The organism is Bradyrhizobium sp. dw_78 (assembly GCF_018449525.1).
In the GTDB taxonomy this organism is placed as follows: Bacteria; Pseudomonadota; Alphaproteobacteria; order Rhizobiales; family Xanthobacteraceae; genus Bradyrhizobium.
This window is the reverse complement of the sequence record NZ_JAAVUS010000001.1, coordinates 908222-928940: the sequence shown is the minus strand read 5'-3', so window position 1 is coordinate 928940 and position 20719 is coordinate 908222. Positions and strand designations below refer to the sequence as shown.

Sequence of the window (20719 nt, the reverse complement as noted above, 5' to 3'; positions counted from 1 at the left end):
GCGCTCCATGCTGTCCTTTGTCGCCCAGCGGATCGTGAAAGGCGTGATCGTTCTGCTTGCGATCATTGTGCTGAACTTCTTCCTGATCCGGTTGGCGCCGGGCGACCCGGCCTCGGTGATGGCCGGCGAAGCCGGCGCCAGCGACCAGATGTTCGTCCAGCAATTGCGCGAAAAATTCGGTCTCGATAAGCCGCTGCCGGAACAACTCCTGATCTACGTCAAGGGCGTGCTCAGCTTCGACCTCGGCTATTCCTTCCGCCAGCAGGCGCCGGTTTCACAACTCATCATGGAACGTCTGCCGGCGACATTGCTGCTGACGATGACGGCCTTCGCGATCTCACTGATAGCAGGCGTGTTCTTCGGCACCCTGGCCGCGCGTTTTGCCGGGACATGGGCCGATACCGCCATCACGGTCGTGGCCCTGGTCTTCTACGCCACGCCGCTATTCTGGATCGCGCTGATCGCAATCCTCCTGTTCTCCGTGGAATGGGACTGGCTGCCGAGCTTCGGCTACGAAACCGTGGGCGCGAACTATACCGGCATGGCGCATGTACTGGATGTCGGCGCGCATCTGATCATGCCGGCGGCGACGATCGGCCTGTTCTTCATGGCGACCTATACCCGCATGACCCGCGCCTCGATGCTCGAAGTCAAGCGGCTCGACTTCGTCAAGACGGCGCGCGCGAAAGGACTTAAGGCCAGCGTGATCCAGCGCCGCCACGTGCTGCGCAACGCATTGCTGCCGGTGGTCACGCTGGCCGGCCTGCACACCGGCACGCTGATCGGCGGCGCGGTGCTGACCGAAACGGTGTTCGCCTGGCCGGGCATCGGCCGGCTGATGTACGACGCGCTGCTGCAGCGCGACTACAATTTGCTGCTCGGCGTATTCGTGGTCTGTTCGGCGATGGTACTGATCTTCAACCTGGTCACCGATCTGGTCTACCGCATCGTCGACCCGCGCATCGAATTCGCGTCATGAAACAGTTCGCAAAACAATTGCTGCGCAATCCGAGCGGGCTGGTCGGCCTGATCATCCTCGTGATCGCCGTTGCGATCGCCATATTCGGCCCGATGATCTTTCCGAATTCACCGTGGCGCATGGTGCAACGGCCATTCCTGCCGCCGTTCACCCTGTCGAAGGTGCCGCTCGGCACCGACGCGCTGGGCCGTGATGTCTTTGCCGGTATCATCTTCGGCGCGCGGGTATCGCTGCTGGTCGGCCTGGTCTCGACGCTGGTGGCGCTCGCGGTCGGCGTTCCCCTCGGCGCCATCGCGGGTTATTTCGGCGGCCGGATCGACGACGCACTGATGCGCTTCACGGAATTCTTCCAGACCATCCCGAGTTTTGCGCTGGCGATCGTGCTGGTCGCGATCCTGCAACCGTCGATCTATTCGATCGTCGCCTCGATTGCGATCGTGAGCTGGCCGCCGGTGGCGCGGCTGGTGCGCGGCGAAGTGCTGTCGCTGCGCACCCGCGAATACGTCCAGGCCGCCATCGTCACCGGCCAGACCAACAGCTGGATCATCTGGCGCGAGATTTTGCCGAACGCGCTGTCGCCGGTGATCGTGCTGGCGTCGCTGATGGTGGCGACCGCGATCCTGCTGGAATCGTCGCTGTCGTTCCTCGGCCTCGGCGATCCCAACCTGATCTCATGGGGATACATGGTCGGCGCCGGCCGCACGGTGATCCGGCAGGCGTGGTGGATTACGGTATTTCCGGGGATCGCGATCCTGCTTTCGGTGCTGGGCCTGAACCTGATCGGCGAAGGCCTCAACGACGCACTTAATCCGCGGCTTGCACGGGAGGGGCGCTGACCATGCCCGCCACGCCCGCCGTCACGATCAAGGATTTGCGAATTGCGCTGCCGTCCGGCGGCGAACGGACTTACGCGGTCGACGGGGTTTCGTTCGATCTGATCGCCGGCGAAATCGTTTGCGTGGTCGGCGAATCCGGCTCCGGCAAGTCGATGTGCGCGCACGCGCTGATGGGATTGTTGCCGGAGCGTGTGCGCACCGAAAGCGGCGAGATCGATTTCGAGGGCAACAACCTGCTGACGCTTGACGAGGATGGCTGGCGCGACCTGCGCGGCCGCCGCATCGCGATGGTGTTTCAGGAACCGATGACGGCGCTCAATCCCTTGATGCGGATCGGCGACCAGATGACGGAGATGTTCGAGGCGCACGGCCTGCTGTCGCCCCGCGAGCGCCGGCAGAAGGTGCTGGCGCTGGCGCGCGAAGTCGGCTTACCCGACCCCGCGCGCATCGTGCGCGCCTATCCGCATCAATTGTCCGGCGGGCAGCGTCAGCGCGCCATGATCGCGATGGCGCTGGCGCTCGAACCCACGGTGCTGGTGGCGGACGAGCCCACCACCGCGCTCGACGTCACCACCCAGGCGCAGATCCTCAAGCTCATTCGCGACCTGCAACGCAGCCGCAACATGGCGGTGATGTTCATCACCCATGATTTCGGCGTCGTCGCCGACATCGCCGATCGCGTCGTGGTGCTGCGGCACGGACAGGTGGTGGAACAAGGCAGCGCGGAAGCGGTGCTGACGCGCCCCGAACATCCCTATACCAAGACCCTGCTCGCCGCCGTCCCCTCGATCACGCCGCCGCCGCGGGCGCCCCTCACCGACCGCAACCGGGTGGTCGACGTGATTGGCCTCGACAAGACCTATGTGACATCGGGCGGCTGGTTCAAGCCGGATCGCAAGGTCGATGCGGCGAAAGGCGTCAGCTTCTCGATCTTTCATGGCGAGACGCTTGGCCTGGTCGGCGAATCCGGCTCCGGCAAATCCTCTGTGGCGCGGCTGGTGATGCGGCTGATCGAACCCGATCGCGGCACGGTCCGGCTGGGCGATGTCGATCTCACGCAGCTCGACCGCAAGACGCTGCGCGACCAGCGCCACCGCATCCAGATGATTTTCCAGGATCCGTTTGCTTCGCTCAATCCGCGCCGCAAGGTCGGGCAGATCATCTGCGACGGGCCGATCGCGCATGGCGCCATCCCCAAGCAGGCCCAGAGTCGCGCCCGGGACCTGCTCGGGATGGTCGGCCTCGATGCCGGCGCTCTGGAGCGTTATCCGCATGAATTTTCCGGCGGCCAGCGCCAGCGCATCGGGATCGCCCGCGCGCTGGCTCTCGACCCTGAAGTCATCGTCGCCGACGAGGCGGTTTCGGCGCTCGATGTCTCGGTGCAGGCGCAGGTGCTCAACTTGCTGGAAGACCTCAAGACCCGGCTCGGTCTTTCGATGCTGTTCATCACCCACGACCTGCGCGTGGCGGCGCAAATCTGCGACCGGATCGCGGTGATGCAGCGGGGCGAGATCGTCGAACTCAAGCCGACGGCCGATCTGTTCGCCGCGCCCGAGCATCCCTATACGCGCGAGTTGCTGGCGGCGGTGCCCGGCCGGAAAAACCCGGATTCCGTGCCGATCAGCGGCGCGGCATGATGAACGGCCGGTTAATATGACCGGTCAAATTGCATCCCGCCGCCAACCGTATTTTCCAATCTTTCCGCTCTAGCGTTTTCGAGCGAAGTGGCTTCCGGTTCGCGTGAAGAAAACGCGTTAGAACAAAAGCCTTTCGCCGATGACGCGGTGGCAAGCGGCACCGGAGGGGGCGCCGTCCATCTTCCACTCGCGAAGCAGGGATCAAGGGGACGTGGCCGAGATCGCGGACGCAGTGCTGGTTCGCCGTGCATCGAACAAGGATGCCACGGATACGCGCACGCATGGCGGCGCGCCGGTGCCGCTCGCCAGCATCGCGCCAAGCCCGTGGCACGAGCTGGCCGATCGCGCCACCGAGCCGAACGGCTACTACCTGCCCGAATGGGAACTGGCGGTGAACGCCTTTGCGCCCGGCCACACCGGTGCCGCCGCGCTCGCGGTCTGGAACGAGGCCCGGCTGATCGGACTGCTGCCGGTCGTCTCGCTGTGGCGCGCCTGCAGGATTCCGCTGTCCGCCTTCGTCAGCGCCCATCCCTATGGCACGCTGTGTACGCCGCTGCTCGATCGCGATTTTGCCGATGACGCCGTCCGTCAATTGATGCAACAGGCCCGACAAGCGGGCGCCCATGCGCTGATCCTGCGCGACATGTCGCTGGATGGCGTGGCCATGCAGACATTCGTGGGCGCGCTGGAGCGAGACGGCCTGCGGCCGCGCCTGCTGCACTCCAGTTTGCGCGCCTGCCTCGACGCAACCCGCGACGCCGACGGGTTGCTGCACGACGCGCTCGGCGCCAAGAAGCTCAAGGAACTGCGGCGCCAGCGCCACCGCCTGGCCGAACAGGGCGCCGTCCATTTCGACGTCGCGCGCACGCCGGACGATGTCGCCTCTGCGATCGAAATCTTCCTGAAGCTGGAAGCCAGCGGCTGGAAAGGCGCACGCGGCACCGCGCTGCTACAGAACGAGGGCGATGCCCGCTTCATCCGCCGCGCGGCGGTCGCGCTGGCCATGACCGGCCAATGCGAAATCGTGACGCTGCGCACAGGCGGCACCCCGATTGCCGCCGGCATCGTGCTGCGGCACCAGGACCGCGCGTTTTTCTTCAAGCTTGGCATCGACGAGCGTTTTGCAAAGTTCTCGCCCGGCGTTCAGCTCACGCTCGATCTGACCCGCCATCTCTGCGCCGATCCGACCATCGCATCGGCCGATTCCACCGCCAGCCCCGATCACCCGATGATCAACCCGATCTGGCGCGGGCGCTTTGCAATCGGCAACGTGCTGATCCCACTGCGGCCGAACGACCCGGTGGTGTCGCTGATCCATGCCGCGCTGGTTTCACGCCAGTCTGTTCTGGACGCGGCACGTCGCGCCGTGCGCTTCATCCGCGCCAGGCAACGCTGAACTGTTTACTCCGCGGCCTGCGCGTTGATTTCCGCCGACACCTGCCGGATGGCGTTGGCAAGCTGTTCGGCCGGCTGCGCGCCGGACACCGCGTATTTCTGCGCGAACACGTAAGTCGGAACGCCGGAAATGCCCTTGTCGGAGGCTTCCTGCGCCTGCGCCGAAATCAGAGCCACGTCCTCGTCGGTCGAAAGGCGCTTGCGCACGTCGTCGGCATCGAGCCCGCAATCGGCCGCCGCCTGCACCAGCACATCGATGTCGGTCAGATCGCCGCCGTCGCGGAAATACAATTCCATCAGCCGCTGCTTCATGTCGGCCGCCTTGCCCTTGGCTTCCGCCCAATGGATCAGGCGGTGGCAATCGATCGTGTTGGGCTGGCGCTTGACCTGATCGGGCCGGTAGCTGAGCCCCTCCTCGCCGGCGGCCGCGACCACGCGTCCGGCCATGCTCTTATAGGCCTCGGGCGAGCCGAATTTCGCGGTGAGATATTCGTCGCGGCCGATGCCTTCGCGCGGCACCCAAGGATTAAGGAAAAACGGCCGCCATTGCACTTCGACCGGCACGTCGGGCACCAGCGCCAGCGCATTCTCGATACGGCGCTTACCGACATAGCACCAGGGGCAGACCACGTCGGAAACGATATCGATCTTCAGCGGCTTCAGGGCGCTCATCAGCGTATCCTCGCGAATTTACACCGGCTTGAAGATAGACCGATCCTGCCGCGAGGCAAGCGCCACTCAGCCCGCCGGGGCGCGCCGCCAACTAGGCCGAAGCCTGGTTTTCTCCCGCCTGCCCGTCCCTGGGCGGCGCCGAAATCCCGGATGTCACGCCAATCGTTTGGCCCGCGATCGATTTTCCGCGATGTCCGTTCAGCCGTTTGCCGTTCAACGGTTTACTGTTCGGCCGTGGGCTGTTCAGTCCTGCCCCGTTCGCTTTTACGCCATTCGGCTTTTTCTTCTTTGCCTTCAGCGTCGGTTTGGCCTGCGCACGCTTCTCGGCCTCCTTTTGCACCTTACGCTCCGCCTTCCTCAGTTCCCTGGCCTTGAGCAGCAGCCGCTCTGCCCTCGCCTCGGCGCGCTTCTTCTTGCGCTTCTTTTCGCAGGCATCGCATTTGCAGCCGATCGGCTTCAGATAGGCCTTGAAGTAATCGGTGCCGTAATCGTAGTTGATCTCCTCGCCCGGCTCGATGTTCTTGATGGCGCGGATGAAGACCTTGCGCTTGCGGGGCTTGACGTCGGATTCCGCATTCGGCTTGCAGGCATGGTTGATGTAACGGGCCACGTTCTTGCGCACCGAGCCATCGATGGTCCAGCGGTCGTTGAGCTCGAACAGATATTTGTTCTCGATCGCGTCGTCTTTCTTCTTCCTGGAATCCAGCAGGGGTCCGAAATAACGGATGATCTTGGCGCCCTTCTTGATCGGCTTGGTGGCAAAGAGACCAAGCCCGGTGCGGGAACGGCCGATGCGATATGGCTTGTTCGAAGAAATGGTCGGCATGATGGACTGGGACAGACGCTCATGAAGGATCGCGAAGCCGCCCTTTTATGACGATTCCGCGCCCGTGTCAGGCTTTTCGCACGGCTGCCGCGAACCTTCCCCAGCTTGTGCAGGTTCCTGTATGAGGTGACCGGCGCTATAGGCCGCTGATCGTGGCCGGGACCATTCCGGAATATGTCACCCTCGCAGGCTATGGCTGGGCGCCGCGCGCCTGACCGCCGCATCCCGGACAAAGCGTTTGAGGCGGCGCGGCGAGATGGGCTATACCGCCGCCGGAGGCCCGTCCGGAACCATTCCGGTTTCGTGAGGGAAGCGCGGGAGATTTGCGATGGCGGCCGACGGAAACTGGAACATCACCATGAGTACGCCGATGGGCGAACGCAAGGCGACGCTTTCGCTGAAGACGTCCGGCGGCACGCTGACAGGCGTCCAGGGCGCCGAGGGCAATTCGGCCGAGATCTTCGACGGCACCGCCAATGGCGACGACCTCACCTGGAAAGTCTCCATCACCAACCCGATGCCGCTGACGCTGGAGTTCACCGGCAAGGTTTCGGGCGACAGCATCAGCGGCGAAATGGGCATCGGCCCGATGGGCAGCTTCCCGTTCACGGGAACACGGGCGTAAGCAGCGGCCCAGGCGACAAGCGCGTCAACGCATGCGCTTGTCATACGCGGGCTTGCCCCGCGTATCCATCTTTCCTGAAAAACGATTTCACTGAAAACGATGGATTGCCGGGTCAGGTCCGGCAATGACGAAAGGACAGCCCCTCACCCCAGATTCAATTCCTTGAAGAAGTCGTTGCCCTTGTCGTCGATGATGATGAAAGCTGGGAAATCCACCACCTCGATGCGCCAGATCGCTTCCATGCCGAGTTCGGGATATTCGACCACCTCGACCTTCTTGATGCAGTGTTCGGCGAGATTTGCCGCTGCACCGCCGATCGAGCCGAGATAGAAGCCGCCGTGCTTCTTGCAGGCCTCGCGCACCGCGGGCGCGCGGTTGCCCTTGGCCACCATCACCATCGAGCCGCCGGCCGCCTGGAATTGATCGACGAAGGAATCCATCCGTCCCGCGGTGGTCGGCCCGAACGCGCCGGAGGCGTAGCCATCGGGCGTCTTGGCGGGGCCGGCGTAATACACCGGATGGTTCTTGAAATAATCCGGCAACGGCTCGCCCTTGTCGAGCCGCTCGCGCAGCTTGGCGTGGGCCGCGTCGCGCGCGACGATCATGGTGCCGGTCAGCGACAGCCGGGTCTTGGTCGGGTAGTTCGAAAGCGTCGCCAAAATCTCCTTCATCGGCCGGTTGAGGTCGATCTTGAGGACCTCGCCGCCCAGCGACTGCTCCACCGCCGGCAAATATTGCGCGGGATTATGTTCGAGCTCTTCGAGATAGACGCCGTCCTTGGTGATCTTGCCGAGCACCTGGCGATCCGCCGAACAGGACACGCCGAGACCGATGGGAAGCGAGGCGCCGTGACGCGGCAGGCGGATCACCCGCACGTCGTGGCAAAAATATTTGCCGCCGAACTGCGCGCCGACGCCGAGCGACTGCGTCATCTTGAGGATTTCCTGCTCCATCTCGAGATCGCGGAAGGCGTTGCCGTCAGCCGAACCCTGGGTCGGCAATGCATCGAGATAACGTGCCGACGCCAGCTTCACCGTCTTCATGCAGAGTTCGGCCGAAGTGCCGCCGATCACGATCGCCAGATGGTAAGGCGGACAGGCCGCGGTGCCCAGCGTCAGCACCTTCTCCTTCAGGAAGGCCAGCAGGCGGTCCCTGGTCAACACCGACGGCGTCGCCTGGAACAGGAAGCTCTTGTTGGCGCTGCCGCCGCCCTTGGCCATGAACATGAACTTGTAGGCGTCATCGCCTTCGGCGTAGATCTCGCACTGCGCCGGCATGTTGTTGGCGGTGTTCTTCTCCTCATACATCGACAACGGCGCAACCTGCGAATAGCGCAGATTGCGGCGCAGATAGGCGTCGCGCGCGCCTTCCGAAAGCGCGGCCTCATCGTCGCCGTCGGTGATGACGTTGCAGCCCTTCTTGCCCATGATGATCGCGGTACCGGTGTCCTGGCACATCGGCAGCACGCCGCCGGCGGCGATATTGGCGTTCTTCAGGAAGTCGAAGGCGACGAACTTGTCGTTGTCGCTGGCCTCCTTGTCGTCGAGGATGTTGCGGAGCTGCTTCAGATGCCCCGGCCGCAGGTAATGATTGATATCGCCAAAGGCCGCCTCCGACAGCGCCCGCAGCGCATCGCGCGACACCACCAGCATGTCCTTGCCCAGGACCTTCTCGACCCGCACGCCTTCGGCTGTGATCTTCTTGTAGGGCGTCGTATCCGGCCCCAGCGGAAACAGCGGGGTGTGCTTATAGGGCGGAACGGGCTTTTTCTGGTCGGGAAAGGCGGTGGGGGCGTTCATGGGCGGGCTCGTGGGGTTGGGGCCGGAAGCGTCCGTTTCCAGACGCCGAATATAAAACCGTTCTAAGCGCTTTTGGCGGAAAAGGAAGTCAGCCGGGCCGCACGGCAGATCGCACCGCCCGTCATGCCCGCCTCTGTCGCCGGCATCCATGCCCAGGACTCGCTTCGGGCTTTCTGTCCGATCCTGAGGACAAGGAAATCATGAAAACAAGCCTGCTCTTGCGTTAAGCGGATGCGGTCGCTTCAATGGCGCAAAGGGGCATTTTCAAATGATATTGAAATCGAAATTTACTGGAGCCAGATCTCCTGGAGCGATTACGCTCGCCGCTACGCTGGCATCCCTCACGATATTTGCCGCCTCACCTGCCCGCGCCGACCGCTGCGATGACATCGCATCTCAGCTCAAGAACCAGATCGATGGCCTTGAGGTGGGTAAGACCGCGGCCAACGTGACCTACCTGTCGCACCCGCAAGCCAAGGCGCTCTCGCTCGGCTGCGCCGGCCGCAGCTATTCCAGCCAATTATTCGCCAAGGCGGCCAGCCGCAAGCCACCACCGGCCTTCCTCAACCTGGTCGCCAGCGCCGCCGCCATCATCTTCACTCTGCCGAAGGACGACATGCTGCGAGGGGTGACCCGCTGCATCAAGCGGATGGGCCTGATCCACGGCGACGACGTCTCGACACGCTACCGGCGCCTGGACATGCGCTGTGTCAGAACCCAGACCGACGCATCGATCTCGGTCTCGCGCAGCCTCGACCAATAAGCGCCCGCCCCGGTCCAATCCCGCCCAATCCGATCCGTCACTTTCGGCGGAAACCGGAGGCTGCCATTCACCATCCGGACCGGGACCGGATCAAATGTCGGGCTTTTTAACGAATGGATTCATCCGGCGTTGGGTTCCCGCCGTCACAGTCCGGCGCGGGGAAACAAGGATCTGATCATGAGTGTCTCGAGCGTTTCTACCTCGGTTCCGGCGCAGCCGCCCTATCCGACCAGCCAGTCCAATCCCAACCCGCCCGATCCCAGCAACGATAACGATTCCAACGATGCGAGCGCGGCCCAGCCGCCCGCTCCGGCCCCGCTTCCGCCCGGACAGGGCACGCGGATCGATCAGCTGATCTGACCACGCGGCATTCGCCGCCACTTCGTCGGGAAATAACGCGACCGTCGTTCCTGGGCCGCGCTCGCGGCGCGAGCAAACCCGGAATCTCGAGATTCTCAGATGCGCAATGCGCATCTGAGGTCTAGTGCCAACGCACCATCCCGAAAATGACGGGCTCCTAAGCGTCCAGCTCCTTGTAATGCCGGAAGATGCCGTCCTCGTTGAAGGCGATACGGCGATCGCTGGTGAGATAGGCCTTGATGTTCGGCCGCGCCGCGACGCGATCATGCAGGCCGATCAGGCCGGGAATGTTCCACTCAAAGCCTTTCATCCGTTTCGGAAAGGCGTAGCGCAGACCCTCGACGATCTGGAACAGCGACAGGTCGACATAGGTCAGCCTGCGGCCGGTGAGCCAGGAGCCGCCGCTATCGCCCAGCAGCCGTTCGAAATAGCCGAGATATTTCGGCACCCGCTCATTCCAGAATTCTTCGGTGCGCTTTTTCGCTGGGCCGCGCTGATCCTCGTAATAAAGCGTCGGGCCGAGCGGATGATGGGTGTCGTGAATTTCCAGCACCAGATCCGTGATCGTGAGCTGCAATTGATGCACCCATAGGCCACCCGCTTCCGTCTTAGGCGCAAGGCCGTGGCGCGATCCGAGATAGAACAGGATATTGGCGGTCTGTCCGATCACGAGCTTGCCCGCTTTCAGAAAAGGCGGCGCGAAGGGCGGCGTGCCTTTCGCCTCCATCATCGTCATCATCGCGGCCATCCCTCGAGCGCCGCGCGCAACATCGGTATAATCGGCTCCAGCATCTTCCAGCGCGAGACGGACATATTCGCCGCGCCCCTGAATGCCCGGCCAGTAATAGAGTTCGTAACGCATCTTTCCCTCATCCGTGTCCCGCAGCGCCACAGCGCCCGGCGGCAACGATCGATGAAATCGTTCGTTCGACTGTAGGGTGGGCCGCGCGGATTGACAAAACAAAAGGCGCCGCGGAATCAACCGCGGCGCCTTGATCCTTGTCTCTATCGCCGGCCGGTCAGGTCTGCTGGATCGCCGACAATTCCCAGTTGCTGCCGCGTGGCCGCACGAAGGTCCAGACTTCCGTCACCTCGGCCGGCTGATCGCCGCCCTCGACCAATCTTCCGGTGGCGCGATCGACGGTTTTATCGACCAGGGCATAGCGCATCGCCACGCTGGCATAATCGGCGCTGCCTTCACGCCAGGCTTCCGCGAGGTCGCCCTGCAACAGCCGGGTGCCGGAGACCTTGTTGACGACGTTGCGCGCCTTGTTGGCCTCGAGATCCCGCGAGAAATAAGACACCATTTCGGGGGTCGCGAGCGTATGCAGCCGCGCGATATCCTCGTTCGACCATGCGTCCTGGATCTCGCCGAGCAGGCGCTCGAAGGCCTCATAATCCGACCCGACGATCTCCAGCGGCGCGCTCGTCGATCCCAATCCGAAACCGCTTCCGGCGCCGAAGCCCGGCGGCCCGCCAAAACTTCCGGCTCCCGCGCCGGCATAGGCCGATGCCAGCGCAGTGCGGCGCTGCCACCACGACATCGCCAACCGGACCACCAGGACCAGCAGGCCGATCTGCAGGATCAGGCCGAACAACGACGACAAGCCGCCGAGGCCGCCGAACAATCCGCCGCCGAATAGCATGCCGAGCAGGCCGGCGCCGAGGAAGCCCGCGGCGAAGCCCTGGAGCATGCCGCCGCCGGGCCGGTTGAAGAAGCCGCCGGCGGCCGAATTGCCATAGCCGGAAGCGCCCGGCTGGCTGAAGGTGCGGTTGAACGGCTGCGCGGTGCCGGGCGCGGTCGATGTGGCCGGCGGCATCGAAAAGCTCCGCGTTCCCCTCGATCCCGAACTGAAACCACCGCCGACCCGGGCGTCGGCCGACGGCATCGCCGCGACCAGCGGTAGCGCCAGAGCCAAGGCGACGGCGATCGCCTGAACGAGGCCGCGTGTACGCTGCGTGAAACTCATCTTCTTTCCTCCATCCCCGGCAGGGGGAAGCGCCACCCGATCATGATCCGACCGGATATAACAGGCTCTAACATGGGCAGCGGCACCCGAATGTGAAGCCGCTATCGGGAGCCGGCTCTGCGGCCCTCGGTCGCGGGGATGCGGCAACTGGGCAAGCTTTCCGGGCGCGTCCTTCTATGAGGGCAGCATTTTCTACGAAGGCGCCATGGTTTCCTTGACCTTCGCCACCAGCGCGCTAAGCGCGAATGGCTTGGCCAGGAAATCGAACTTCTCGTTCTCGCCAAGGCTCTTTGCAAACGCGTCCTCCGCGTAGCCCGAGACGAAGACGATCTTGAGCTCCGGGTTAACCGCGCGCAGCTTTCTGAGCAGCGTCGGTCCGTCCATTTCCGGCATCACCACGTCGGACACCACGAGATCGATCGCGCCTTCTTTCTCTTCCATGGCTTCCAGCGCCTCGATGCCGTTCGAGGCCTCGATCACCGTGTAGCCGCGCGAGCGCAGGCCGCGCGCATTGAGCGAGCGCAGGCCTTCTTCGTCCTCGACCAGAAGGATCGTTCCCTGCCCCGTCAGGTCCACCTTCGGCTTCGGCTCGGCCGCGTCCCTGGCCGCGCCGTTCACCGCCTGCGGCTCAGGCTGGGCTTCCTTCTCGGCAATATGCCGCGGCAGGAAGATACGGAAGGTAGTGCCTTTGCCCTGCTCGGAATCGACATAGACGAAACCGCCGGTCTGCTTGACGATTCCATAGACCGTCGACAGGCCAAGCCCGGTGCCCTTGCCGACTTCCTTGGTCGAGAAGAACGGCTCGAAAATCTTGTCGACGATATCAGGGGGAATGCCGGTGCCGGTATCGGAGACATCGATCCGCACATAATCCGCCGGCGGCATGCCCTTGTAGGACAGCTTTTCGGCCTCCTGCGCCGTGACATTAGCAGTCTTGATCGTCAGCCTGCCGCCGTCGGGCATCGCGTCACGCGCGTTGACCGCGAGGTTGACGATCACCTGCTCGAACTGCGAGACGTCGACCTTCACCGGCCAGAGATCGCGGCCGTGTACCATATCGAACTTGACCTTCTCACCGATCAGCCGGCGCAGCAGCATGGTCAGGTCGGACAGCGCGTCGCCGAGATCGAGCACCTGCGGCCGCAGGGTCTGCTTGCGCGAGAACGCCAGTAATTGCCGCACCAGGGTCGCGGCGCGGGTCGCGTTCTGCTTGATCTGCATGATGTCCTGGAACGACGGATCGGTCGGCTTGTGCGCGTTCAGCAGGAAGTCGTTCGCCATCATGATGGCGGAGAGCACGTTGTTGAAATCATGGGCGATGCCGCCGGCAAGCTGGCCGACCATGTCCATCTTCTGGGTCTGGTTGATCTGGTTCTCCAGCGTGCGCCGCTCGGTGGTCTCCAGCATATAGACGATGGCGGCCTCGGTCTCGCGCTCGTCGGCCTCGACGGCGGTGACGAAAAACTGTCCCCAGCGCTCTTTGGCGCCGTCGAGCATCGCCTCGACCGGCGCGATGTCGCCCTGGCCTTCCGCTGCCTGGTTGATCGCCGAGATCAATGCGCTGCGGTCGCGGGCATTGACCGTCCGGAAGATCGACTTGTTGGCGGTCGCTTCCAGACCAAGGCTTTGCGCGAGCTTGGCGAACCGCGCATTGGCGCGCACCACCGCGCCGGCGCGATCCACGGTCGCGATCGCCATCGGGGTGTGATCGAAGAAGCGCATGAAGCGCACCTCGGCCGCGCGCTGCGGATCGGAACGCTCGTCGCGCGCCCGGCTGATCACCAGCGTGCGCGAGGCGCCGGGCGCGCCGTCCGCCCCGAAGGCCAGCTTGTGATAGAGCCGCGCCGGCATGGTCTTGCCGCCGCGCATGCGCAGGTCGATGTCGAACACTTCGGTTTTGACTTCGCCCGGCGCCGCCGCGATCGAGGTCAAGAGCGACGCGCCGTCGCCGGACACGATGTCGGTCAGCTTCAGGCCTCCCGATCCGATCTCGGCCAGATCGTAATCAAGCCAGTTCGCGAGCGTGGCGTTGACATAGACGATGTCGCCGGCGGGATCGACCGAGAAGAAGCCGCACGGCGCGTGATCGAGATATTCGATCGCGTGCTGCAGCTCCTGAAACACATCCTCCTGCCGCTCGCGGTCGCGCGTGATATCGGCGATCGACCACACCGTATATCTGGCGTCCCGCTTGGCGTCGCCGAGCGGCCGGACCCGCATCCGCAGCCAGCGGCCATGGGTCCCGCCGGCTGCGGCGACGCGGACTTCCTCCTGCAACCGCTTGCCCTCGCGCGCGGCCTTGAGCAGGCGGAATACCGCTTCCGACACGTCCGGATTGCCGATGAAGACCCGCTCCACCGGCCGCACGTCCTGCGGGCCGGTCGCGCCCGTGAGCCCAAGATAGGCCGCGTTGGAGTAGACCACATGGCCGCGCGCATCGGTGACCGCGATGCCATCAAAGGCCTGATCGGAGATCCGGCTCATCACCGGGTCGTCGGCGGTACGATCGGCGAATCGGATGATTCCGGCGGCAAAAGCGAACAGGTTGAACAATCCGACCATCGCGAGCAGCGCCAGCAGCCCGAGGATGTAGGGCTGCGCCTGCGCCCGGCCGATCGTCATCAACGCCACCGCGACCGCGACGATGCCGGCCGCCACCAGCAGCACCAGCACAATGCTACCGCCACGCCGCACCGGCTCCTGGGCGGTCATCGTTGGGCGGGTCGGATCACGGTCGATATCGACGGTCATAACAATGTGCGCGGCCTGTCAGCATGGACATGACGCGCCTGTCGCGCGCAGGTTCCTGAGTGCCTGAATCGGACCGGCCTGCGCAAGTGCATCAGACGGCTATTTCGTGCCTTGCGGCCGTTTCCCGCACGTTTTCTGCCCGGTTTCGTTCCTGATTCATAGCGGGCGGCCGGAAAGCCCGCGCTTGAGGCCCATGACGTAGCCGATGACTTCGGCGACCGCATGATAATGTTCCACCGGGATTTCGTCATCGATTTCGACGCTCGCATGCAGCGCGCGGGCCAACGCCACGTTCTCCACGATCGGAATGTCGTGTGCCTTGGCAATTTCCTTGATCTTTTGCGCGATCAAATCGACGCCCTTGGCCACGCAGATCGGCGCCGTCATGCCGCGTTCATAGGAAAGCGCCACCGCGTAGTGGGTCGGGTTGGTGATGATCACGGAAGCCTTGGGAACCGCCGTCATCATGCGCTTCTTCATCTTCGCATTGCGCAATTGCCTGATCCGGCCCTTGACGTGCGGATCTCCTTCGGCCTGCTTGAACTCCTCCTTCATCTCCTGCAGCGACATCTTCTGCCGCTCGAACCATTGCCGGTACTGGAAGAAATAATCGGCAATCGCGACCATCGCGAGCATCGCGACCACGGATCCCAACAGGCGCATCGTCAGAGTCGAGATGACGCCGATCATCGTCTGCGGATCGAATTGCAGCATCGATTCCAGACGAAGGCGCTCCCGCCACAGGATCACGCCCATCACGATTCCGAGCGCAACCAGCTTGAAGATGCCCTTGGCGAAATTGGCGGCCGCCTGCTTGCCGAAAATCCGCTTGGCGCCGGAGGCGGGAGAGATCTTGCTGAAACTGGGTTTCAGCGATTCGGCGGACCATACCAGCCGGTGCTGCAACAGGTTGCCCGCGAGCGCTGCGATCACCAGCATCAGGAACGGCACGCCGAGCGCCGAAATCAGCATGTATTCGAGGCGGTGCCCCAGCGCCAGCAGTCCGGGCCCGTCGACATGGATCACTCCCGAATTGGCGATCAGGTTGCGCAGCGGCATCTGGATGCTGCCGATCGATCCGGAAAACGACGACAGCACCAGCGTGGCGCCGGCGATCATGAACCAGGTGTTGACCTCCTGGCTCTTGGCGACGTCGCCGCGTTCGAGCGCCTCATCGAGACGTTTTTGCGTCGGGTCCTCTGTTTTATCGTCGCTGTCGTCGGCCATCGATCGGCTTTCATCAATTCAACGGCATCAATTCATGCATGACGCCGTCGAAGTAGTTCAGGAACGTTCCCATCATCGCCACCAGCACAAACGAGAAGATCAGGAAACCGATCAGAATCGACAGCGGCACGCCGACGAAATAGACCTGCATCTGCGGCATCAGCCGCGCCAGCACGCCGAGCCCGATGTTGAAGACCAGACCGAACACCAGAAACGGCGCCGACAGCTGGATCCCGATCCTGAACGCGGCAGTGAAGGCGCGGGTGGCAAGCGCCGCGATGTCGCCGCTCGGCGTCAACTCGCCCGGCGAAAAGATCGCATAGCTGTCGTTGAGCGCGGCGATGACGAGATAGTGACTGTCGGTCGCAAACAGCAGCGTCACACCGAGCATGGTGAGGAAGTTTCCGACCAGAACCCCCTGCTGGCCCTGGGTCGGATCGACCGAGGTGACGAAGCCGAGCCCCATTTGCTGGGCAATCACCGCTCCCCCCACCTGCAACGCCGAAAGCGTCACCCGCGCGGTGGCGCCAAGCACGACGCCGACGATGATCTCGTGAATCATCAGCACCAGCACCGGATTCATCGACTGCAGATCGATTCGGTAGGCCGAACGGTGCAGCGGCAGGATGATCAGCGTCAGCAGCACCGCGATCGCGATCTTGATGCGAACCGGAATATTGGTCTCGCCCAGCCCCGGCATCAGCATCACCATGGAGCCGATGCGGGCAAATACCAGCATGAAAGTCGCGGCAAGCGCGGGCAGCAATGAAACGTCGATATGCATCGCCCGCGCATAGTGCCTCAACCACCTATGATTCGCGACGATATCCGCATCATCTGGCTATGCATCGCATCCGCCATGAACGGCAGCGCCAGCAGCAGCGTGACGAAGATCGCCAGGATCTTCGGCACGAATGCCAGCGTCTGTTCCTGGATTTGCGTGAGCGCCTGAAACAGCGACACCACGACGCCGACGACAAGGCCGACCACCATCATCGGCGATGACACCAGGACGATGGTCCAGATCGCATCGCGCGCCACGTCGAGAGTTTCGGCACCGGTCATTTGTTTCTCTTTCCCCTCGTGGTGAGCAGCGCGTTCCGCGCGCGTCTCGAACCGTGAGGCCCAAGCTTTTTCTCATCCTTCGAGACGCCGGCTGCGCCGGCTCCTCAGGATGAAGGGTCAGATCGCCATCTTCATGATGTCTTCGTAGGCCGAGATGACCTTGTCGCGTACCGACACCAGCGTCGATATCTTGACATCGGTCTCCGCTACCGCCGTGACGACATCCATCACATTGGCCTTGCCCGTCGTCATCGCGGCCGTCTGCTGGTCGGCCTGCTTTCCGCCATCAACGATACTGCCCATCGCGTCCTTGAGCAGTTCGCCGAACGATGGGCCGCCCGCACTTGCGCCGGAATCGGGACTCTTGCCGGCGCCGCCCTGATCCAATATCCGGGCGAGGTTGGCGTAGGCGCTGGCGGCAACTGTCGGTGTAGCCATGATTCAGCCTTTCCGGTTCAGGATTTGAGGATGTCGAGCGTGCGCTGGATCATCGTGCGCGTGGCGTGGATGATGTTGAGGTTCGCCTCGTAGGATCGCTGCGCGTCGCGCATGTCGGTCATTTCGACCAGCGAATTGACGTTGGGATATTTGACGTTGCCGGCGGCGTCCGCCGCCGGGTTGCCGGGCTCGTGCTTGACGCGGAAGTCCGACGTGTCGGGCATCACCCGGCCCAGCGTGACGACGTTTGCGTCCAGCGTGCGGTCGAGTTCGGAAGAGAAGGTCGGCACCTTGCGGCGATACGGATCACCGCCGGGGGTCGTGGAGGCAGAGTCCGCGTTGGCGATGTTTTCCGAAATCACGCGCATACGCCCTGCCTGTGCGCGCAGGCCCGATGTCGCGATCCCCATCGACCTGGCGAAATCCGCGATAACTTGACGATCCGGCATGTTGTCCTCTTCCTGCTACGGCCCTTAGGCCTTGCCGATGGCGGTCTTCAGAAGATGCAGGCTGCGGCTGTAGAGCGAGGTCACCGCGGCGTAGTCCATCTGATTGGTGGAAACTTTCAGCATCTCGTCTTCGAGATTGACGGAGTTGCCGGCGGGCCTGGTTTCGAAGCCGACCCTGCGATTTTGGCCGAAGCTGTCAGGAGCGCCCGACGGGTTCAGGTGGCCGGAACTGGTGCGCGCCAGCGCCAACGGCCCATCGGCGGCCGCGCCCGACGCGTCGAATTTCGGTTCCACCAGATCGCGCGGCTTGAAATTCGGCGTATCGGAATTGGCGACGTTTTCGGCCAGCACGCGCTGTCGCTCCTGATGCCACTGCATTCGGGTGCGAATCGCCGCCAGAATCGGCAGATCGTTGGTGGACATTGCAAGCGCGCTCCCGCTCTTCCCAAGCCGGACGCCCAGACCATCGGTTAAGATCGGTTAAGCATCAGGTAGGCAGAATTTGCCGCCCGTATGGTTAACAACGGGTTAAGACGCGCCGCGCGGACCACGAAGAGTTTCCGAGATGATCGTGCGCCCGGTAGCCGAATGAGCGCATTTTCGCCACGAAAGCTCCGTTAACCAGCCCTGTTGCCAAAGCGACGGCGACACGAGAAGTCATTTTGGCCCAGCCGATTCATAGGTTATTAGGATGTCGGGACGGCAGTTCTTGCCTTGGGAAATTAAGAGATTGGGCTAGTTTTGGGCTCATTCGCTATTTGTCGTGTCGTTTCCGATCAGCCTCGGACGAGCGGGAAGTGTGAAGAAGGGGCTATTTGGCGGGGACCAGGGTTATGCAGGCACTGCAATTTATCTTCGCGTTCGTGGCGGTTCTGGCGCTGATGGGCGCTGCCACCTGGGCGGTTCGCCGATTCGCAGGCAACCGCCTCGGCGCCAACACCAATCGCAGCCGGATGCCGCGACTGGCGGTGATCGATGCGGCCGCCGTCGACGGCCGCAGGCGGCTGGTGCTGGTGCGGCGTGACAATGTCGAACATTTGCTGATGATCGGTGGTCCGACCGATATCGTCGTGGAGCCCAATATCGTACGCGCCGGGCCCGCACGGGATCAGACATCGCAACGGCCCATCGCTGGCTCCGAACCGCCGCCGCGAATCGCGCCGCTGCCCGATACCAGCTGGATGGAGAGCGAGGCCTCGCGGCCCGAGCTCTTCGATCACCCCGAGCCGCCGCCGCAAATGCCCGAGCCGCCGCCGCGGCCAGCCCGTCCTCCCTTTGCCGACGAGGTACGCCGTCCCTCGCCCGCGGCCCCGGAACGGCGCAGCGATCCCTTGACGGGCTTCGCGCCGGAGCCGTTGAGCAGCCGTCCGGAGCCACGGTCAGAACCGATTCCGCCACGGGTACCGCGCAGCGAACAACCGGCGATGCCGCGCCCCTCCCGGCCAAGCGAAGCGCCCAAAGAGACGTTCAAGGCACCGCCGCCGATCCGCGCCGAACGCCCCGCCGCACCGACGCCGCCGTCGGCAACGAGCCCGCAATCGCTGGCGCAGGCCGATCAAAATCTCGCCGAGATGGCGCAGCGACTAGAAGCGGCGTTGCGCCGGCCGGTCGGCGAAGCCGGCGAACCCCGCATCGGCGCGCCTCCGGTGGCGCCGGAGCCGCAACCGGGCCGGACCACAGCCCAGCGCACCGAGCCGTCGGGCGCGCCGCCTGCCGCCGCGCCGTCGCCGAAGACCGGCTTTGAGAATCTGGAGGACGAGATGGCGTCGCTGCTCGGTCGTCCAAAGACGCCTTCGTGAGGCCCGCGCCCCTCCCGCGTAGAGTTTTATTTTTTGCCACGCTGATAGCCGCCGCCGGATTGCTGGTCGATCCGGCGTCCGCGCAGGATATCAGCATCAATCTCGGCCAGGGCAATGGCGGCGTCACCGAGCGCTCGCTGCAATTGATCGCGCTATTGACGGTGCTGTCGGTCGCACCGTCGATCCTGATCATGATGACGTCGTTCACGCGGATCGTCGTCGTGCTGTCCCTGCTGCGCACCGCGATGGGCACCGCGACCGCGCCGCCGAACTATGTGATGATCTCGCTCGCGGTATTCCTCACCGCGTTCGTGATGGGACCGGTTTTGCAGAAATCCTATGACGATGGCATCAGGCCGCTGGTCGCCAACCAGATCAGCGTCGAGGAGGCGTTGCAGCGCGCCTCGGTGCCGCTGCGCGGTTTCATGCTGAAGAATGTGCGCGAAAAGGATTTGAAACTGTTCATGGACCTGTCGGGCGAGCCGCCGCCGGCGACGGCCGACGACACCTCGCTGCGGATTCTGATACCGGCCTTCATGATCTCCGAACTGAAACGCGCCTTCGAGATCGGCTTCCTGTTGTTCCTGCCCTTCCTGATCATCGACCTCGTGGTGGCGTCGGTCTTGATGTCGATGGGCATGATGATGCTGCCGCCGGCCGTGGTGTCGTTGCCGTTCAAGCTGATTTTCTTCGTGCTGGTCGATGGCTGGTCGCTGGTCGCCGGGAGCCTGGTGCAGAGCTACGGCAACTGAATTCGCCAGACCTCAAGGCGGGAAACCAAACGACAAGGAGCCGGCGCTCCCTACCCTTTCACGTCATATTGCTTGCCGAGGTGATCGCCGATCTGCACCAGCATCGCGACACATTCGGGATAGCCGGGTCTTGCGGCGGTGGCTTCGTCCGCCGCGGCGCGGAATTCCCAGGAATCGCCCGAGCGCAGCACGGAGATGACGATTCCATCCGGGCAGTCAGCATGGGCTTTCAGCTCGGCGCGCGCCATCGCAACGAGTTCGGCTTCGGTCCTGGTCGGCTTGCTCATGGCGGCGGACCTCCTCTGCAAGGGTCATCACAGGCTTTGCGCGGTGCAGGTTGCCGTTTCCTGGCGCGCCTGTCGAGAGGATGGAAGCG

The 20719-nt window shown here is 63.6% G+C and carries 22 protein-coding genes; 9 read left to right on the top strand and 13 right to left on the bottom strand.

From position 1 onward, the window contains the following. Positions 1-7 precede the first annotated feature (7 nt). From HB630_RS04205 to HB630_RS04190, 4 genes are all read left to right on the top strand, one after another. Complete coding sequence (locus HB630_RS04205) at positions 8-979, top strand: ABC transporter permease (RefSeq protein WP_213770242.1); 972 nt, start codon at positions 8-10, stop codon at positions 977-979. Beyond that, positions 976-1815: an ABC transporter permease gene (locus tag HB630_RS04200; RefSeq protein WP_213770241.1), complete on the top strand. Its 840-nt coding sequence runs from the start codon at positions 976-978 to the stop codon at positions 1813-1815. The genes HB630_RS04205 and HB630_RS04200 overlap by 4 nt, the downstream gene beginning before the upstream one ends. Before the next feature lie 2 nt (positions 1816-1817). Continuing rightward, complete coding sequence (locus HB630_RS04195; protein WP_249780628.1) at positions 1818-3452, top strand: ABC transporter ATP-binding protein; 1635 nt, start codon at positions 1818-1820, stop codon at positions 3450-3452. Between the two features lie 211 nt (positions 3453-3663). Further along, positions 3664-4848, top strand: a complete 1185-nt coding sequence (locus HB630_RS04190; protein ID WP_346656029.1) for a GNAT family N-acetyltransferase — start codon at positions 3664-3666, stop codon at positions 4846-4848. Positions 4849-4853: 5 nt separating this feature from the next. Here HB630_RS04190 and HB630_RS04185 read toward each other — a convergent pair whose 3' ends face one another. Continuing rightward, positions 4854-5519 (bottom strand): DsbA family oxidoreductase, encoded by a 666-nt coding sequence (locus HB630_RS04185; protein WP_213770239.1) that lies wholly within the window; start codon positions 5517-5519, stop codon positions 4854-4856. Positions 5520-5610: 91 nt separating this feature from the next. Beyond that, positions 5611-6345: an SET domain-containing protein gene (locus HB630_RS04180; RefSeq protein WP_213770238.1), complete on the bottom strand. Its 735-nt coding sequence runs from the start codon at positions 6343-6345 to the stop codon at positions 5611-5613. Between the two features lie 328 nt (positions 6346-6673). Between HB630_RS04180 and HB630_RS04175 the strand changes: the two genes are divergently transcribed. Next, positions 6674-6970 carry a hypothetical protein gene (locus HB630_RS04175; RefSeq protein ID WP_213770236.1) on the top strand — a complete coding sequence of 99 codons (297 nt, stop codon included), beginning with the start codon at positions 6674-6676 and terminating at the stop codon, positions 6968-6970. A 143-nt stretch (positions 6971-7113) separates the two neighbouring features. Here HB630_RS04175 and HB630_RS04170 read toward each other — a convergent pair whose 3' ends face one another. Further along, positions 7114-8769 carry a fumarate hydratase gene (locus HB630_RS04170; RefSeq protein WP_213770235.1) on the bottom strand — a complete coding sequence of 552 codons (1656 nt, stop codon included), beginning with the start codon at positions 8767-8769 and terminating at the stop codon, positions 7114-7116. 268 nt (positions 8770-9037) lie between these two features. On the opposite strand from HB630_RS04170, the gene HB630_RS04165 reads away from it, so the two are divergent. Together HB630_RS04165 and HB630_RS04160 are read left to right on the top strand one after the other, a co-directional pair. Beyond that, positions 9038-9532, top strand: coding sequence for a hypothetical protein (locus HB630_RS04165; RefSeq protein ID WP_249780627.1), 495 nt, complete (start codon positions 9038-9040; stop codon positions 9530-9532). 177 nt (positions 9533-9709) lie between these two features. Further along, positions 9710-9892 (top strand): hypothetical protein, encoded by a 183-nt coding sequence (locus HB630_RS04160; protein ID WP_213770233.1) that lies wholly within the window; start codon positions 9710-9712, stop codon positions 9890-9892. Positions 9893-10049: 157 nt separating this feature from the next. On the opposite strand, the gene HB630_RS04155 is transcribed toward HB630_RS04160, so the two are convergent. The 9 genes from HB630_RS04155 to flgB all read right to left on the bottom strand — a co-directional run bounded on the left by HB630_RS04155 (position 10050) and on the right by flgB (position 18215). Further along, entirely contained in the window at positions 10050-10754 is a 705-nt protein-coding gene (locus HB630_RS04155) for a glutathione S-transferase (protein WP_213770231.1), read from the bottom strand. Positions 10755-10911: 157 nt separating this feature from the next. Next, on the bottom strand, positions 10912-11862 hold the full coding sequence (locus HB630_RS04150; RefSeq protein WP_213770229.1) for a Tim44-like domain-containing protein: 951 nt from the start codon (positions 11860-11862) through the stop codon (positions 10912-10914). 192 nt (positions 11863-12054) lie between these two features. Then, positions 12055-14613: a PAS domain-containing protein gene (locus HB630_RS04145; protein WP_213770227.1), complete on the bottom strand. Its 2559-nt coding sequence runs from the start codon at positions 14611-14613 to the stop codon at positions 12055-12057. 156 nt (positions 14614-14769) lie between these two features. Continuing rightward, on the bottom strand, positions 14770-15840 hold the full coding sequence (gene flhB, locus HB630_RS04140) for a flagellar biosynthesis protein FlhB (protein WP_213770225.1): 1071 nt from the start codon (positions 15838-15840) through the stop codon (positions 14770-14772). Positions 15841-15853: 13 nt separating this feature from the next. Further along, the gene (gene fliR / locus HB630_RS04135; protein ID WP_213770224.1) at positions 15854-16624 is read right to left on the bottom strand and encodes a flagellar biosynthetic protein FliR; all 771 of its coding nucleotides are present in this window, start codon (positions 16622-16624) and stop codon (positions 15854-15856) included. Between the two features lie 17 nt (positions 16625-16641). Then, the gene (gene fliQ / locus HB630_RS04130) at positions 16642-16905 is read right to left on the bottom strand and encodes a flagellar biosynthesis protein FliQ (RefSeq protein WP_213770223.1); all 264 of its coding nucleotides are present in this window, start codon (positions 16903-16905) and stop codon (positions 16642-16644) included. Between the two features lie 117 nt (positions 16906-17022). Next, complete coding sequence (gene fliE / locus HB630_RS04125) at positions 17023-17343, bottom strand: flagellar hook-basal body complex protein FliE (protein ID WP_213770222.1); 321 nt, start codon at positions 17341-17343, stop codon at positions 17023-17025. A gap of 17 nt (positions 17344-17360) precedes the next feature. Continuing rightward, positions 17361-17792: a flagellar basal body rod protein FlgC gene (gene flgC, locus HB630_RS04120; RefSeq protein ID WP_213770221.1), complete on the bottom strand. Its 432-nt coding sequence runs from the start codon at positions 17790-17792 to the stop codon at positions 17361-17363. 24 nt (positions 17793-17816) lie between these two features. After that, the gene (gene flgB, locus HB630_RS04115; RefSeq protein WP_213770220.1) at positions 17817-18215 is read right to left on the bottom strand and encodes a flagellar basal body rod protein FlgB; all 399 of its coding nucleotides are present in this window, start codon (positions 18213-18215) and stop codon (positions 17817-17819) included. 410 nt (positions 18216-18625) lie between these two features. Here flgB and HB630_RS04110 point away from each other — a divergent pair, with 410 nt between their 5' ends. Both HB630_RS04110 and fliP read left to right on the top strand, forming a co-directional pair. Continuing rightward, positions 18626-19591, top strand: a complete 966-nt coding sequence (locus HB630_RS04110) for a flagellar biosynthetic protein FliO (RefSeq protein ID WP_213770219.1) — start codon at positions 18626-18628, stop codon at positions 19589-19591. Then, entirely contained in the window at positions 19588-20343 is a 756-nt protein-coding gene (gene fliP, locus HB630_RS04105) for a flagellar type III secretion system pore protein FliP (protein ID WP_213770218.1), read from the top strand. The genes HB630_RS04110 and fliP overlap by 4 nt, the downstream gene beginning before the upstream one ends. A 50-nt stretch (positions 20344-20393) precedes the next feature. Here the strand turns inward: fliP and HB630_RS04100 are convergent, their stop codons facing one another. Beyond that, positions 20394-20630 carry a hypothetical protein gene (locus tag HB630_RS04100; protein ID WP_213770217.1) on the bottom strand — a complete coding sequence of 79 codons (237 nt, stop codon included), beginning with the start codon at positions 20628-20630 and terminating at the stop codon, positions 20394-20396. Positions 20631-20719 lie beyond the last annotated feature (89 nt).